Source organism: Streptomyces roseirectus, from assembly GCF_014489635.1.
In the GTDB taxonomy this organism is placed as follows: domain Bacteria; phylum Actinomycetota; class Actinomycetes; order Streptomycetales; family Streptomycetaceae; genus Streptomyces; species Streptomyces roseirectus.
This window is the reverse complement of record NZ_CP060828.1, coordinates 5182704-5197500: the sequence shown is the minus strand read 5'-3', so window position 1 is coordinate 5197500 and position 14797 is coordinate 5182704. Positions and strand designations below refer to the sequence as shown.

The following is a 14797-nucleotide window of genomic DNA, read 5'->3' as shown; positions in this document are numbered from 1 at the left end:
TCGTCGAGCGTCGGTTCGCCGGGGGTGTCGGGGTGGTCGCCCATGCCGGTCAGTATCGCATGGGGCTGTTGGCGTTCAAGTTCTTCGAGGTGTACAGTTTAGCTCGAAATTTTATCTTCGAAGTCTTTGTTGCTAAGTGCTGGACCTAGCAACCATCTGAGAGAGGTGAACGTGACCAGGGAGAAGGGCGCGGCGATGCGCCGGATCCACGTGGGCAACGCACTCAGCGCGTTCGGGCTCGGCTTCACCGTCCCCTACCTGTACGTCTACGTGGCGCAGGTGCGGGGGCTCGGGGCGGTGACGGCGGGGCTCGTGCTCGCCGTCTTCGCCGTGGCCGCGCTGATCGTGCTGCCGCTCGCCGGTCGGGCGATCGTGCGGCGTGGCCCGCTGCCGGTGCTGCTCGTCGCCCTGGTCGCCGCCGCCTTCGGTGCCCTGGCGCTCGGTCTCGCCGCGAACGCCGTCGCCGTCCTGGCCGCGGCCTCGCTGCTCGGCGCGGGGCAGGCCGTGATGTCGCCGGCGCTCGCGACGATGATCGTGGACTGCTCGACGACCGAGACGCGGTCGCGGGCGTTCGCCACGCAGTTCTTCCTGCAGAACCTGGGTCTGGGCGTCGGCGGGCTGATCGGCGGGCATCTGGTCGACACCTCGAAGGCGTCGTCGTTCGTGCTGCTGTTCTCGATCGAGGCGGCGATGTTCCTGCTGCTGGTCGTGCTGATGGCGACGGTCCGGGTGCCGCACGCCCCGCGGGTGACGGACGCGCCCCGGTCGGCGCGGGCGAGCTGGCGCGAGCTGATGAGCAACCGGGCGATGGTGCAGCTGTCGGTCCTGGGCTTCGTCCTCTTCTTCGCCTGCTACGGCCAGTTCGAGTCGGGGCTGAGCGCGTACGGCGTGGAGGCGGCCGGGATCTCGCCGTCGGCGCTGGGGACGGCGCTCGCGGCGAACACCGCGGTGATCGTCGTCGCGCAGTTCGCGATCCTGCGTTTCGTGGAGCGGCGGCGCCGGTCGCGGGTCATCGCGGGCGTCGGGCTGATCTGGGCCGTCGCGTGGGTGGTGGCCGGTTTCGCGGGCCTCGGTCACGCGAGCCCCGAGGTGGCGACGGCCGCGTTCGTGTCGACCTACGCGCTGTTCGGGCTCGGCGAGTCGATGCTGGCCCCGACGGTCGCCCCGCTGGTCGCGGACCTCGCGCCGACCGGCCTCGCCGGCCAGTACAACTCGGCGTTCGCCCTGGTGAAACAACTCGCCCTGGCCCTCGGCCCCGCCCTCGGCGGCCCCATGGGAGCCTCCCTCCACGCCCCCTACATCGTGACCTTCCTCCTCTTCTCCCTGGGCATCACCTGGCTCGCCCTGAGGCTCGGCCGCCACCTGACCCCCACCCAGGACCGGCCCTGGCTCACCCGAAACCGCGTGGTCGCACGGGGCGGGACCCCGGCGGAGTCCGTCAACGCCTGACGGGGACGAGGGTGCCGGCCGGCGCCTCGCGGCCCACCCCCCTGTCCGAAAGGGCCGTCGCATTCCCTGCGGCGGCCCTTCCCCGTGTCCTACGGCAGGGCGAACTCGCACCAGACCGCCTTGCCGCCGCCCGGGGTGCGGCGGGCGCCCCAGGTGGTGGCGAGGGAGGCGATGATGGCGATGCCGCGGCCGGATTCGTCGGCGGGGTCGGCTTGGCGGCGGCGGGGGAGGTGGTCGTCGCCGTCGGTGACTTCGATGATGAGGCGGCGGTCGGTGCGGCGCAGGCGCAGGCGCATGGGCGGGGTGCCGTGTTGGAGGGAGTTGGCGACCAGTTCGCTGGCCGCCAGGACGCCGTGGTCGTGGAGGTCCGGGGGGAAGCGCCAGCTGGTGAGGACGCCGGAGGCGAAGGCACGCGCGCGGGGGGCCGCTTCGACGCCGCCGAGGAGTTCGAGGGCGGCGTTGCGGAAGAGTTCGCGTTCGGGGCCGGTGCGGCTGGGGTGCTGGAGGACGAGGACGGCGACGTCGTCGTCGTGGTCGGCGGTCACGCCCGCCGAGCGGACGAGGCGGTCGCAGACGACCTGGGGGGTGCCCGTGGCGCCGGAGAGGGCGTGTTCCAGGGCCTCGATGCCCTCGTCGAGGTCGGCGTCCCGGCGTTCGACCAGGCCGTCGGTGTAGAGGACGGCCGTCGAGCCGGGGCCCAGGGGGATGGACGTCGAGGAGTGCATGAGGCCGCCGGTGCCGAGCGGGGGGCCCGTGGGTTCGGGGGCGCGGGTGACGGTGCCCGACTCGTCGCGGACGAGGATCGGGAGGTGGCCGGCGGAGGCGTAGACGAGGCGGCCCTCGTTGGGGTCGTGGACGGCGTAGACGCAGGTGGCGATCTGGTTGGCGTCGATCTCGGAGGCGAGGCCGTCGAGGAGTTGCAGGATCTCGTGCGGGGGGAGGTCCATGCGCGCGTACGCGCGGACGGCGGTGCGCAGCTGGCCCATGACGGCCGCCGCGCGCACGCCTCTGCCCATCACGTCGCCGATGACGAGGGCGGTGCGGCCGCCGCCGAGGGTGATGACGTCGTACCAGTCGCCGCCGACGGCCGCCTCGGTGCCGCCGGGGTGGTAGACGGCGGCGATGCGCAGGTCGTCGGGTTGTTCGAGCTCCTGGGGGAGGAGGGAGCGCTGGAGGGTGACGGCGGTCTCGCGCTGGCGGCGTTCGCTGGCGCGCAGGCGCTCGGCGGCCTCGGCGTGGTCGGTGACGTCGACGGCGAAGATCAGGACGGCGTCCTTCTCGCCGCCGTCGCCCTCGGCGACCGGGGTGCAGGTGAACGTGTAGGAGCGGCCGTCGGGCGCCTTGCGGGACTTGAGGGTGCGCGGGCGGCCGCTGCGCAGGGCCTGGTCGAGAAGGGGGAGCAGGCCGAGTTCGGAGAGTTCGGGCAGGGTCTCGGCGGCGGGTTCGCCGGGCGCGCGGGTGCCGAAGGCGGCGGCGTACGCGTCGTTGACGTAGGCGAGGCGGTGGTCGGGGCCGTGGACGAGGGCGACCAGGGCGGGGACGCGGTCGAGGACCTCACGGACGGGGAGGGTGTCGACGGGCTGGCGGGCGGGCGGCTCGTCGGGGTCGGTGAGGTGTTCGGCGCGGGCCGCGGGGACGGAGCCCTCGCCTCGCCGGTCGGTGGTGGTGGCGTGCGGGTGTTCGGCCCGCGCGGCGGCGCGGCGCTGCGTTCCGGGGAGCCGGGCGCTCCAGCGCGTGAAGTTCACGAATCCTTGCCTCGTGTAGTGGTGGTCGGCCGGCTCCGGGGCGGCCGTGCGGCGGGGGGACGCGCCGTGTGCCGCCTGTGGGACAGAGGTCGGTGGGAGGTCGTCGGGGTTGCAGTCTGGCAGTGCGGGCGCCGGGCCCGGTATTCGTTCGACGCCGGGGCGTGCGGCGGAGTTCCTGGATCGGGTGAGGACTACTCCTTCGGGTTGTCCTCGTCGTCCTGGTGACCGGATTCCCGGTGTGGACCGGTGTGTTCATCTGAAGGCTTTCCACCGGCGGCCAGTTCGAACTCCGCGCGCGGATGTTCGAGGGAGCCGAGGGAGACGATCTCCCGTTTGAAGAGCCCGGAGAGGGTCCATTCGGCGAGCACGCGCGCCTTGCGGTTGAAGGTGGGGACGCGGCTGAGGTGGTAGGCGCGGTGCATGAACCACGCGGGGTAGCCCTTGAACCGGCGCCCGTACACGTGCGCGACGCCCTTGTGGAAGCCCAGGGAGGCGACCGAGCCGGCGTACGCGTGCGCGTAGGGCGTGAGGGGCCGGCCGTGCAGGGAGCGGACGAGGTTGTCGGCGAGGGTCTTGGCCTGGCGGACGGCGTGCTGGGCGTTGGGGGCGGTGTGGGTGCCGGGGGCGGCGGTGGTGTCGGGGACGGCGGCGGCGTCTCCGGCGGCCCACGCGTGCGTGGTGCCCTCGATGGTCAGCTCGGGGGTGCAGGTGAGGCGTCCCCGGTCGGTGCGGGGGAGGTCGGTCGCGGCGAGCAGGGGGTGCGGTTTGACGCCGGCGGTCCAGACGATCGTCCGCGTGGGGAAGCGGGAGCCGTCGCTGAGGACGGCGGTGCGGTGGAGGCAGGAGTCGAGGCGGGTGTTCAGGCGGAGGTCGATGTTGCGGCTGCGCAGTGCGCTGATCGTGTAGCGGCCGAGGTCGGGGCCGACCTCGGGGAGGATGCGGTCGGACGCCTCGACGAGGATCCACTTCATGTCGTCCGGGGTGACGTTGTGGTAGTAGCGGGAGGCGTAGCGGGCCATGTCCTCCAGTTCGCCGAGGGCTTCGACGCCCGCGTAGCCGCCGCCGACGAAGACGAAGGTGAGGGCGGCGTCGCGGACGGCGGGGTCGCGGGTGGAGGAGGCGATGTCCATCTGCTCGATGACGTGGTTGCGCAGGCCGATGGCCTCCTCGACGGTCTTGAAGCCGATGGCGTGCTCGGCGAGGCCGGGGACGGGGAGGGTGCGGGAGACGGAGCCGGGCGCCAGGACCAGTTCGTCGTACGGCAGTTGACGGGGTCCGGTGCCCTCCTCGGCGGTGGCGAGGGTGGTCAGGGTGGCGGTGCGCTCGGCGTGGGTGACGGCGGTGACCTCGCCGATGACGACGCGGCAGTGCGGCAGGACGCGGCGCAGGGGGACGACGACGTGCCGGGGGGAGATCGAGCCGGCCGCGGCCTCCGGGAGGAACGGCTGATAGGTCATGTACGGGTCGGGGGTGACGACGGTGATCTCGGCCTCCCCGCGCCTCAGTTCATGCCTCAGCTTCCGCTGGAGTCGCAGTGCCGTATACATCCCGACGTAGCCGCCGCCGACAACGAGAATGCGCACACGTTCCTTCACCACCCCATGACGCACCGGGCGCCGGAGTTTGTCCACAGTCCCGGCGCGCAGCGGGGCGCGCGCCCCGGTGTGGCCGGGGCCTGCCAGGGCTGTCGTACGCGCGCCAGGCGTGCAGGTCAGAGGAGGTGCGCCGGGGTGAACAGGGGTGTGCGCGCCGGATACACACCCCGTGTACTCCGTTCGGGCGGCCCTCCACGCGGAACGTGCCTCTTCTGAATTGACTGCCGCTCAACTATGTTCGTGTGTCGACGGGGTGTAGGGATGCCTGTCCGGTGCGTGTCCGTCGGGGACGGGGCGCGGCGGTCGGCCGCCCGAGGGGGGAGGTGTTCCGCCGGACCCGCGACACGCGGGGGCGGGCACGCTGCCCCGGGTTCCACACGCCCCGGCATTCAATGGCGGGGAAAGTCTCCGGGGGGAGACGACATTTACCGGGGGATCATTGATGCACATTCAGGACTCGCAATGGTCTACGGCGTCCGCTCTCGCGGGCGGCGCCATGATGAGCGCGGCGACGCGCGGACGCGGGGAATCCTCGCGGACGACGCCGTTGCGCGTGGACGCACAGCGCAATCTCGAACACGTTCTGCGGGCCGCCCGCGAGGTGTTCGGGGAGCTCGGTTACGGGGCTCCCATGGAAGACGTCGCACGCCGGGCCCGCGTGGGGGTGGGCACGGTGTACCGGCGTTTCCCCAGCAAGGACGTCCTGGTCCGGCGCATAGCCGAGGAGGAGACGTCCCGGCTGACCGAGCAGGCGCGGGCCGCGCTGGGTCAGGAGGACGAGCCCTGGTCCGCGCTCTCGCGGTTCCTCCGCACGTCCGTCGCCTCCGGCGCGGGGCGGCTGCTGCCGCCGCAGGTGCTGCGGGTGGGGGTCGCGGAGGAGGAGGCGCGGGTGCCCCAGCAGCGGTCCCAGCCGGGAGGCGGGGAGCTGCGGCTGGTGCCCGAGGAGGTGCCGGTCTCGCCGCTGGACGATCCCGGGGTGGCCGCGCTGCTCGATGTCGTCGGGCAGCTGGTCGACCGGGCTCGGGCCGCAGGTGAGCTGCGGGCGGACGTGTCCGTGTCCGACGTGCTGCTGGTGATCGCGACGGCGGCGCCGTCCCTGCCGGACGCGGTGCAGCAGGCGGCGGCTTCGGCCCGGCTGCTGGACATCCTGCTGGAGGGGTTGAGGTCCCGGCCCAGTTCGCTGTAGCGGGTGCGGGTCCGTGCGGCCCCCGTACCTCTTTCGAGAGGTACGGGGGCTGTGACTCGAAAAGGTGATTCTTCGGCGGGCCGGTTCTAGTACAGGGGAGCGGGCCACGGCCACGGACGGGTGGAAGAGGTTTCCGAGGGGAGTCCGGGTTCATGCGGGTATGGCACGCTAGGCCGGTGTTCGGGACTGTACGGGCTGGCGGCGGGGGCTTTCCGCGATGAGTGTTGACGGGCGGGACGAGTCACTGGACGACGGTGAGGCGCTGGCCTCGCCGCAGGTGCCCAGTCAGCGGGACCGGCGGGACGAGGGCGTCCTGCCGCCGCTCAGGGAGCTGCCGCCGGCCGACGCCGAGCTGATCGGCTCGATGCGCGCCGGGGACGACTCCGCGTACGAGGAGCTGTACCGCCGGCACGCCGACGCCGTGCGCCGGTACGCGCGCACCTGCTGCCGCGACGGGCACACCGCCGACGACCTCACGGCCGAGGTGTTCGCGCGGATGCTCCAGGCCGTGCGGGGCGGTTCCGGGCCCGAGCACGCCGTCCGCGCCTATCTGCTGACGTCCGTGCGGCGGGTCGCCGCGCAGTGGATCCAGTCGGCGAAGCGTGAGCAACTGGTCGACGACTTCGCGGTGTTCGCGGCGCAGGCGGCGGGGCGTTCCGAGGGCGGGGACGACGACACGCTGGAACTCGGCGCGGACGTGCGGGCCATGCACGAGGCCGAGCAGTCGATGGCGATGCAGGCGTTCCGGTCGCTGCCCGAGCGGTGGCAGGCGGTGCTGTGGCACACCGAGGTCGAGGACGAGTCGCCGAGCGAGGTCGCGACGCTGTTCGGGCTGGACGCCAACGGGACGCGGGTGCTGGCGTCGCGGGCCCGGGAGGGGCTGAAGCAGGCGTATCTCCAGGCGCACGTGTCGGCGACGCTGACCTCCGACGAGGAGTGCAGCCAGTACGCCGACCAGCTCGGGACGTACGCGCGCAAACGGTTGCGGACGCGGGCCGAGCGGGGGCTGCGCAAGCATCTGGAGGAGTGCGCGAAGTGCCGGCTGGCGGCGCTCCAGATCGAGGAAGTGGCCAGCGGGATCCCGGCGGTCGTGCCGGTCGCGGTCATCGGGTGGTTCGGGGCGGCCGGGTACGCGAAGGCCGCCGCGCTCATCGCGGGTGGCGTGGGAGCGGGGGCCGCTGGTGTGGGTGGTGCGGCTGCCGCCGCGAACGGTGGGGCGTCCTCCGGTGGGGCCGCGGCTTCCGAGGGGCTGGGGGCGCCGGTGAAGGCGGGGATCGCGGCGGGGGTGGTGGCGGTGGCCGCCGCGGCGGTGGCCTTGGCGCTGGTGGGCAACGACAGCGCGGAGAAGACGCCCGCGGCGCCGGCGCCCTCTTCGGCGCCGGTGGTGCGGGAGGAGGTCACGCCGACGCCGTCGCCTTCGCCGTCTCCTTCGGAGGAGCCGGAGGTGGTGGTGCCGGTCGTGGAGCCGACTCCGACGCCTACGCCGACGCCAACTCCCGTGCCGGTGAAGCCGGTTCCGGTGCGGCCGAGTCCCAAGCCGACGCCGACTCCCACCCCTGCACCTACGCCCACCCCCACCCCCACGCCTTCACCCACTCCGCCGCCGCCCGCCCCCGCCGTCTATCCGCTCAACGAGCTGACGTACGACACCAACGGCGACGGAACCGGGCCCGAGATCCGGCTCTTCGAGAGCAGTTGGGTCTGGCAGCGGGACAACCTCTCCATCGCCGGGCAGCCCTACAGCGGGGTGACCGTGCGCGCGGGGTCCTCCGTCACCGTCGACCTCAACCGCACGTGCACCTCCTACGACGCCCTCGTCGGCATCGACGACTCCACCCTCCGCCTCGGCCAGGCCCACTTCGCCGTCTACGCCGACGGGGTCCGCCTGTGGCGCTCCGGGCTCGTGAAGAACGGCGACGCGGCGGTGCCTGTGCATGTCGATCTGCGGGGGCGCAAGACCGTCCGGCTCGTGGTGGAGCCGCACACGCCGTTCGACGAACTGGCGTTGGTGGACTGGGCGGAGTCGCGGTTCCGGTGTTCGTGAGCAATACAGCTCGGACCCGATAGACGCGGATCCACAGCACGTGGCCAATGCCAGGTACTACGACGCGGCAGCGTGCGCCAGGAATACAGGTGAGGTCACGACCTCCGTAACAGAGGTCGGTCTGGGCCGTGATGCCGTTCAGGGCAACGGCCATCAGAGCACTGCTAGGACCCTGCCACAGGCAAAACCGACGCTCTGGGCAGCGACCTTGCGAGCCTCACGGCAAACGTCTCGTTCCTACTGAACAGGCGCAAATAGGTCTCGGCTCAAGCGCAACAGAACCACGGCAGGTATCCAGTCCCGCAGACCGCGCTCGGCCGACCAAGTACCCCTCCGTTGGACAAGCGGCTTCGCCGAGGCGGAGGCGAACCCCGATGCAGACAGCCCTGTCCGAGAAAACACTATCCAGCCTTCCAGCGGTTCGGAGACCCTGATTCCAAGGATCGTGATCACGCCATTACAGGAAGAGCCTCTTTTGCATACTTGCGCAGTCATGAAAGTGGATGGCATCACTCGCAACCAGGATTCCAGCCCGACAAATAAGACAAAGTCGCCCTCATTTACATCAAAGGCGGAACTATTTAATGACGGGCCGTCAAGTCCAGACCACAATTAGGGCTCCTGAGCCAGGACTTCACATGGTCCACTGTTTCAGCCACGCCGCAGAACTGCCTTGCTTTACGTTTTCCCTGCCTGTGAGTGTTGCCCCGCACCACTGATTGAATCGTTCTAGTGGGAGGGAACAGTCGTGAAGAAGAACGTTCGCCGCCTCAGCGCGCTGGGAACCGCTACTGCCGCATGCGCGGGTCTCCTGGTCCTGGGGGGGACCGCCTCAACCGCTCACGCGGACACCCGCTGCACCTGGGGCACCATCACCATCAACGGCAACCCTGGGGCTGAGGCTCCGAGTAGAGCGTCGGGTCACAGCCATGACACGGGTAACCACTACGTGGGAGCCATAGCCAACACGGGTGGCAACCTGGTCGTCGACTGGTGGGCTGACAACAACGGTGGCGACGACGGTGACACCAGGGACACTTACTACGGCACAAGGATCTGCTGACCCATTACGAAGGCAGTCCGCCGCCTGGGCGGGACCGGAGTTCCGGTCCCGCCCAGGCGGCTCCATTCCTCCAACGAAGGCGAGCAACATGGCGCACAATTTTCATGTCCGCCTGGGCGCGGCCCTCATCACTGCGGTGTTTCTCACCGGGTGCGCCACAACTGACTCCGGGCACGATGAGAAGGAAGAACACGGGACGCAGACGCAGAACCCCTTCGAAGCAATGGGCAAGAACTTGCCTCAGGGGAAGCCCGTGTCATACAGCAAGCTCGCAGTCGGCACGTGTTCCAACTACTGGGGAGAAGTGACCGCAAGTCAGCAGATCGGCACCGTCGACTGCACCGACCCACACCTATTGGAAATCGTTTCAAAAATAGTCCTCAAAGGTGACGCGAAATCCCCTTACCCAGGCCAACAAGAGCTGGTAAATCAGACACGAACCGCCTGTGAACCCACTCTTGAACCGGTCGTAGCAGCGGCACGAGGCACACGGATCGCTCTGTATCTCATGGCGTATGACAAGCAGTCATGGGCTGAGGGAAACCGGACAGGCTACTGCGCAGTCGCGTATTCTTCGCCTACAGCCGGGAAGGTCCAGCAGTGAGTGAGTTGGTTCGGTTCGACGGAGTCGTCAAAAAGTTCCGGACGCCTCGCGGGGGCCGCCAGACAGCGTTGGATGGATTCTCCATGACCATCCCTCGCGGATCGCTGGTCGGGCTGCTAGGGCCCAACGGATCTGGTAAGACGACTGCGTTGAAGGTCCTGCTGGGGTTAGTGCGGGCCGATCAAGGCACGTTGCGCGCCTTCGGGCATGACCTTCCGCGTGACCAGCGGTTCGTGGCGCGGAAGATGGGAGCGATCATCGAAGGGCCGGCGTTCACTCCGTCACTCACCGGGCACCACAATCTTCGGCTGCTCGGTGAACTACACGGCGTGAAAAAGAGGTTGGTGGACGAAGTCCTTGACCTGGTCGGGCTCGCGGAGGCCGCGCATCGGTCATACTCCGGCTACTCGCTCGGCATGAAGCAGCGTCTGGGGGTCGCTGCCGCGTTGCTGCCCTCACCCGAACTTCTCGTTCTCGACGAGCCTATGAACGGGCTCGATCCCGAAGCAGTCCGGGACATGCGAGAGTTGCTGGTGCGGTTACAGAGAGAGCGAGAGATGACGGTCGTGGTGTCGTCACACATCCTCGCCGAGGTTGAACTGGTCTGCGACAGAGTGACGATCGTCAGACACGGCCGGGTGATCTGTGATGACAGTGTCGAGACGCTGCTCGCGCGAGGGCCGGCGCGGACGGTGCTGCGAGGTCCGGAAGTTTCATCTGCGCGAGAACTCCTTGATGCACACGGCTACTCGGTAATTCCGGCAGCAGGTTCAGAACTGCATGTCAGCACTTCTGGTCCTAGCTCTGAGGTGCTTCGGGTACTTGCCGAGCACGGAGTCTTTCCGGATGAAATTCGCCGAGAGAAAGCTTCACTGGAGGACGCTTACATCGAGGCAGTACGGAAGGCGGACGAAGAGCGAGCACAGATAGTTGACACGAATAAACTGTCGACTAGGGGGCGCCCTCATGCGAGTTAAAGCAGAGGAACTTCCAATTTCCCGTACCCGTCCCCTTCCCTGGCTTTATCTCCTTTCCTCCGAGTTCCACCGACTCGCCGCGCCCCGAGCCGCACGCCTGACCGCGGCCCTTCTCCCCGTCGCCGTTCTCCTCTTCGGCCTCTCCAAGCTCCTCCTGCACGACGGCGACACAAGTGCCGCGTGGCGTACGGCGGATGAGAGGTTCACGCGGTTCCAGGAGGACGCGGCACGCTACGACCTGCCCACCAACGCCGCCATCACGCCCCGCTTTTTCTACGACGACCCCCGCTACCTCATGGAGCCGCTGGCGTACGGCGATCTCCGTACCCTCGTCACCGCGCTCGCGGCGGCGGCCGTGCTGTTCGGGATCTTCGCGGGCGGCTCGGACTGGGCGTCGCGGATCATGCTGACGCTGGCGGCGGCGGAGCCGCGCAGGGGGCGGTTGTTCGGGACGCGGGCGCTGCTCGTGACGGGGTTGTCGATGGCGGCAACTGCCGTCGCGGGGGCATTGGTTGTGCCCTTGTTGCTGCTGGCCGCGTGGACGACGAACGGGCTGTCCGGGCTCGACGGCACGTTCTGGAACGTCCTCGCCGGCATCTACGTGCGCGGTGTCCTCCTCGTCGGCGTCCTCGCGCTGCTGGGGTACTCCCTCGCGATGCTCACGCGCCGCACCTCGACCGCGCTCGCCGTCGCGTTCCTGTACCTCGCGAGCGCGGACCGGCTCTTCGCGGGGCGGGGTCCGCGGTTGGCCGAGTACGACATGGGGGGTCTGGTGCACGCGGTGCTCAACGAGAGGCCGGTGATCCCGCTGGCGCGGTCGGAGTGTTTCGCGGGGCCGGGGTGTGAGGCCGTCCATGTCGATCTGACCATCGTGGATGGGCTGTTGGGGGTGCTGATCTATCTCGTACCGATCCTCGCGCTCGCGCTGTGGCGGTCCACACGGACGGACATCGGCTGATGAACTCGTACGCTTCTGTGCCTCTTCCTCGGCTCCTGCGGGCTGAGCTGCGGCGGTTGTTGAGCCCACGGGCTGTCCGACTCACCTTGTACGCATTGCCGTTGCTGCTGGTGGGGTTCGCCGTGCTGGCGTTCTTCTCCAACGACACCGATATCGCCGGGGCTTGGCGGGACGCCGCCGAAGCACATCGCCGGTACACCGCGCAGATGGCGGGGTTGGCCAACGCGGAACCCCTCTCGCCGGGCTTCTTCTACGACGATCCCCGGTATCAGATGGCCAAGGCGTCTTTCGTGGACCTGCGTTCGGTGTGCACCGCGCTCGCGGTCGCCGCGCTCGTCCTCGGGGTGTTCAGCGGGAGCCGGGACTGGGCGACGCGAGTGATGCTGACGTTGACGGCGGCCGAGCCGCGTCGGGTGCGGTTCTTCGTGGTCCGGGGTGGGCTGGTGGCGGCGGTCTCGGCGGGGGTGACCGTACTGTCGGCGGTGCTGCTCGTGCCGTTGCTGCTGGTCGTGGCCCGGTTCCGGGGGAGTCTGGAGGGGACGGACGTCCACTTCTGGGGTGTGCTGGCCGTCATCGTCCTGCGGGGCGCAGCCTTCGTCGGGCTCACCGGGCTCCTCGGGTACGGGCTCGGCATGCTGCTGCGCCACCCCGGCCAGGCCCTCGGGCTCGCCCTCGCGTACCTCGTCGCCGCCGGGGCCCTCCTCCAGGACTACCTGCCGTCCCTCGCCGAGTTCCACCTCTCCGGGATCGCCTTCGCCGTCCTCGACGAACGACTGTTGATGGCCACGGAGAAGACGGACTGCACCGGCGACCTCGCGTGCCTCGCGATGCGGGAGGGGACGCCTGCGGGGGTGGCGTTCCTGGGGCTGGCTTGTTATGTCGTGCCGGTGGTGGCGGTTGCCGTGTGGCGGTTTGTTCGGCGGGATGTGGGTTGATGGGTGAGGCCGGGCAGGGGGTGTGGTCGGGGCGGGTGGGTGGTGAAACTGGACTGCTCTGTACGGACGTTCACCCCAGGAGGCATCACCATGTGGTCCAGCGTCATAGCCGTGGCCGGTACGTTGCTCGGTGGCCTGCTGGCCGGGGTTCTGCAGCGGCGCGGGGAGAGGGCGGCGCGGGCGGAGCGGAGGGAGGAGGCGTTGCGGGTGGCGCTCGGGGAGCTGGTGGCGGCGTTGGGGGATCATCGCAGGGCGCTGTGGTACCGGGAGGAGCTGCGGCTGCGCGGCGCCGGTGACGAGGCGCTGCGGGCGGCGCGGACGACGTCCCAGTCGACGAGGTCCGCGCTGACGGCCCCGCTGGTCTCCGTCTCCGTCCTGGAGCCGTCCCTCTCCGAGCCGGCGCGCAAGGCGGTCCTCGCGGCGGTCGAACTGCGCAACTCCCCTGATCTGGAAGGGCTCGCGGCGCGCCGGGAGGCGGCGATCACGGCGACGGACGAGCTCGTCGCGGCGGCGGGGAGGGCGCTGGCGGGGAGCTGACCGTCTGAGCTCCCCGCCCCGGCGGACGTCAAGCGGGCCGGGCCCAGCCGCCGCCGGGCCCGCCGTACCCCGGGAACTCCGTGAACGGGGCGCCCTCGTACGTGTACGGGTAGTCGACGCCCAGGGTGGCCAGCGCGGCGGCATGGCGGCGTTCTCGTTGGAGGTGGTGTTCGCGGAGGCGGCGGGCGTTGTCGGCCTCGGCCTGGCGGCGGAAGATCTCCGCGGCTTCTTCCTTGCTGGGGCTGGTCCAGGGACGGGACCAGGGGCTTTCCGGGATGACGGGGGTCGCGGGGGCCGTGGCCGTGAGGTGCGCGGCGCTGTGACGGCCGGGACGGCGACGGGGCATGAGGACGCGGAGGGCGCACGAAAGGGCGCGCACGATAAAATCGCGCAAGGTTGATTCAGCTTTCTACGGAGCTGCTTCAGCTAGCCCCGTCGGATCGTTGCCGCGATCCTTCGGGGCGCTTTCGCGTTGTGGGTAGTTGTGATCACAGACCGTAGGGCAAGGTCCACAACTGGAGAAGAGAATTCCGAGGTTTCATCCTTAAGGATGAACTCCCCCGTAGTACTTGAGAGCTACAACCCCCGTGCAGGGCAGGCTTCTTCGGAGTGGTCGAGCCACCGGAGCCTTCAACTGGCCCACCGGATCGGAAGGTTGGTACTCCGCCGTTGAACCGCAAGAAACTGGACCCCGACAGTTCCCCGCACGCCGAGTTCGGGGCGCAACTCCGCAAGGTGCGTGAGGAACAGGGGCTCACGCAGGAGGAGGTGGCGGACCGCGCGGGGTTCTCCAGCTCGCACATGTCCGCCGTGGAGACCGCCCGCAAGAAGCCGACTCTTCAAGTGGCCCGACTGATGGACAGGGCCCTGGGGACCGGGGACATGTTCGAACGTCGGTGGCGGCAGATGAACAACGGGGGGCTGCTGGAGGGGTTCCCGCAGATGGTCTCGCATGAGGCGAAGGCCGCCGAGATCCGGCTGTACGAGGTAGGGGTCATCCCCGGCCTGCTCCAGGCACCTGAGTACGCGGAGGTCTCCGCGTGGAGTGCCGTGAAGCGGGGAGTGATCACAAGTGCGCAGGCAGAGGAGCGGATCGCGCTCATCGCGCAACGGCAGGCGTCGCTGCTCCGGCTTCCCGCGCCGCAGATCTTCGCGGTGCTGGACGAGAGTTGCCTCCGTCGGCCCATGGGTGACCCCAGGGTCATGAAGGCCCAGTTGGATCGGCTGCTGGAGTTCGCGGAGCTGAAGAACACCCATCTCCAGATCGCCCTCTTCGACATGGGCGAGCACCGGCCGGTCAGCCTGCCGATCACTCTGCTGACCATGCCGGACCGGACACTCGTGGCGTACGCCGAGTCCGCCCTGCGAGGCCATCTTGAGCGGGACAACACCTACGTCGTCCCCCTGTTGACGGCCTACTATCAGCTACAGGCCGAAGCGCTTTCCCAAACGGATTCCGTGGCCATGATCAGAGAGTTGCGAAAGGGCACCCCGTGAACACCGAACAGCCTCACTGGATCACCTCCTCGTACAGCGAGAACGGCGGCCAGTGCGTCGAGGTCGCCACGAACCTCGCCGCCATCCACGGCACGGTCCCGCTCCGCGACTCGAAGAACCCGGCGGGCCCGGCCCTGAGCGTCCACGCCACCGCCTTCGCAACCTTCCTCACGGGCGTGAAGACGGGAGAGTTCAGCGCCTGATCGA

At 69.5% G+C, this 14797-nt stretch carries 14 protein-coding genes (1 of these 14 running past the window's edge); 10 read left to right on the top strand and 4 right to left on the bottom strand.

Going from position 1 to position 14797, the window contains the following annotated elements; translation table 11 throughout:
* Nucleotides 1–44 carry the beginning of a MarR family winged helix-turn-helix transcriptional regulator gene (locus IAG44_RS21980; RefSeq protein ID WP_187748780.1) on the bottom strand. The gene continues 508 nt to the left of window position 1, outside the view, so only the first 44 of its 552 coding nucleotides appear in the window; it begins with the start codon at nt 42–44; the stop codon falls past the left edge of the window.
* A gap of 151 nt (nt 45–195) precedes the next feature.
* Between IAG44_RS21980 and IAG44_RS21975 the strand changes: the two genes are divergently transcribed.
* Nucleotides 196–1449 (top strand): MFS transporter, encoded by a 1254-nt coding sequence (locus tag IAG44_RS21975; protein WP_187752815.1) that lies wholly within the window; start codon nt 196–198, stop codon nt 1447–1449.
* Nucleotides 1450–1538: 89 nt separating this feature from the next.
* Here the strand turns inward: IAG44_RS21975 and IAG44_RS21970 are convergent, their stop codons facing one another.
* Nucleotides 1539–3194 (bottom strand): ATP-binding SpoIIE family protein phosphatase, encoded by a 1656-nt coding sequence (locus tag IAG44_RS21970; RefSeq protein ID WP_187748779.1) that lies wholly within the window; start codon nt 3192–3194, stop codon nt 1539–1541.
* Nucleotides 3195–3385: 191 nt separating this feature from the next.
* Nucleotides 3386–4792 (bottom strand): NAD(P)/FAD-dependent oxidoreductase, encoded by a 1407-nt coding sequence (locus tag IAG44_RS21965; RefSeq protein WP_187748778.1) that lies wholly within the window; start codon nt 4790–4792, stop codon nt 3386–3388.
* Between the two features lie 439 nt (nt 4793–5231).
* Between IAG44_RS21965 and IAG44_RS21960 the strand changes: the two genes are divergently transcribed.
* The 7 genes from IAG44_RS21960 to IAG44_RS21930 all read left to right on the top strand — a co-directional run bounded on the left by IAG44_RS21960 (nt 5232) and on the right by IAG44_RS21930 (nt 13093).
* Nucleotides 5232–5975 (top strand): TetR/AcrR family transcriptional regulator, encoded by a 744-nt coding sequence (locus tag IAG44_RS21960; RefSeq protein ID WP_187748777.1) that lies wholly within the window; start codon nt 5232–5234, stop codon nt 5973–5975.
* Between the two features lie 217 nt (nt 5976–6192).
* A complete protein-coding gene (locus IAG44_RS21955) occupies nt 6193–8019 on the top strand; it encodes a sigma-70 family RNA polymerase sigma factor (RefSeq protein ID WP_187748776.1) in 1827 nt (608 codons plus the stop codon).
* Nucleotides 8020–9170: 1151 nt separating this feature from the next.
* On the top strand, nt 9171–9686 hold the full coding sequence (locus IAG44_RS21950; RefSeq protein ID WP_187748775.1) for a septum formation family protein: 516 nt from the start codon (nt 9171–9173) through the stop codon (nt 9684–9686).
* The gene (locus IAG44_RS21945) at nt 9683–10663 is read left to right on the top strand and encodes an ABC transporter ATP-binding protein (protein ID WP_246561964.1); all 981 of its coding nucleotides are present in this window, start codon (nt 9683–9685) and stop codon (nt 10661–10663) included. Before IAG44_RS21950 ends, IAG44_RS21945 begins: the two co-directional genes overlap by 4 nt.
* The gene (locus IAG44_RS21940; protein ID WP_187748774.1) at nt 10653–11621 is read left to right on the top strand and encodes a hypothetical protein; all 969 of its coding nucleotides are present in this window, start codon (nt 10653–10655) and stop codon (nt 11619–11621) included. Before IAG44_RS21945 ends, IAG44_RS21940 begins: the two co-directional genes overlap by 11 nt.
* A gap of 95 nt (nt 11622–11716) precedes the next feature.
* The gene (locus tag IAG44_RS21935; RefSeq protein ID WP_187748773.1) at nt 11717–12556 is read left to right on the top strand and encodes a hypothetical protein; all 840 of its coding nucleotides are present in this window, start codon (nt 11717–11719) and stop codon (nt 12554–12556) included.
* Nucleotides 12557–12646: 90 nt separating this feature from the next.
* A complete protein-coding gene (locus IAG44_RS21930) occupies nt 12647–13093 on the top strand; it encodes a protein kilB (RefSeq protein WP_187748772.1) in 447 nt (148 codons plus the stop codon).
* Nucleotides 13094–13121: 28 nt separating this feature from the next.
* Here IAG44_RS21930 and IAG44_RS21925 read toward each other — a convergent pair whose 3' ends face one another.
* Nucleotides 13122–13439, bottom strand: coding sequence for a hypothetical protein (locus IAG44_RS21925; RefSeq protein ID WP_246561963.1), 318 nt, complete (start codon nt 13437–13439; stop codon nt 13122–13124).
* Between the two features lie 323 nt (nt 13440–13762).
* Between IAG44_RS21925 and IAG44_RS21920 the strand changes: the two genes are divergently transcribed.
* Together IAG44_RS21920 and IAG44_RS21915 are read left to right on the top strand one after the other, a co-directional pair.
* On the top strand, nt 13763–14590 hold the full coding sequence (locus IAG44_RS21920) for a helix-turn-helix domain-containing protein (RefSeq protein ID WP_187748770.1): 828 nt from the start codon (nt 13763–13765) through the stop codon (nt 14588–14590).
* A complete protein-coding gene (locus IAG44_RS21915; protein WP_187748769.1) occupies nt 14587–14793 on the top strand; it encodes a DUF397 domain-containing protein in 207 nt (68 codons plus the stop codon). Before IAG44_RS21920 ends, IAG44_RS21915 begins: the two co-directional genes overlap by 4 nt.
* Nucleotides 14794–14797 lie beyond the last annotated feature (4 nt).

Excerpts from the sequence above, each read along its gene's own strand:
- IAG44_RS21975 (WP_187752815.1), top strand. The coding sequence starts at position 196 with ATGCGCCGGATCCACGTGGGCAACGCACTCAGCGCGTTCGGGCTCGGC.
- IAG44_RS21960 (WP_187748777.1), top strand. The coding sequence starts at position 5,232 with ATGCACATTCAGGACTCGCAATGGTCTACGGCGTCCGCTCTCGCGGGC.
- IAG44_RS21955 (WP_187748776.1), top strand. The coding sequence starts at position 6,193 with ATGAGTGTTGACGGGCGGGACGAGTCACTGGACGACGGTGAGGCGCTG.
- IAG44_RS21950 (WP_187748775.1), top strand. The coding sequence starts at position 9,171 with ATGGCGCACAATTTTCATGTCCGCCTGGGCGCGGCCCTCATCACTGCG.
- IAG44_RS21940 (WP_187748774.1), top strand. The coding sequence starts at position 10,653 with ATGCGAGTTAAAGCAGAGGAACTTCCAATTTCCCGTACCCGTCCCCTT.
- IAG44_RS21930 (WP_187748772.1), top strand. The coding sequence starts at position 12,647 with ATGTGGTCCAGCGTCATAGCCGTGGCCGGTACGTTGCTCGGTGGCCTG.
- IAG44_RS21925 (WP_246561963.1), bottom strand. The coding sequence starts at position 13,439 with ATGCCCCGTCGCCGTCCCGGCCGTCACAGCGCCGCGCACCTCACGGCC.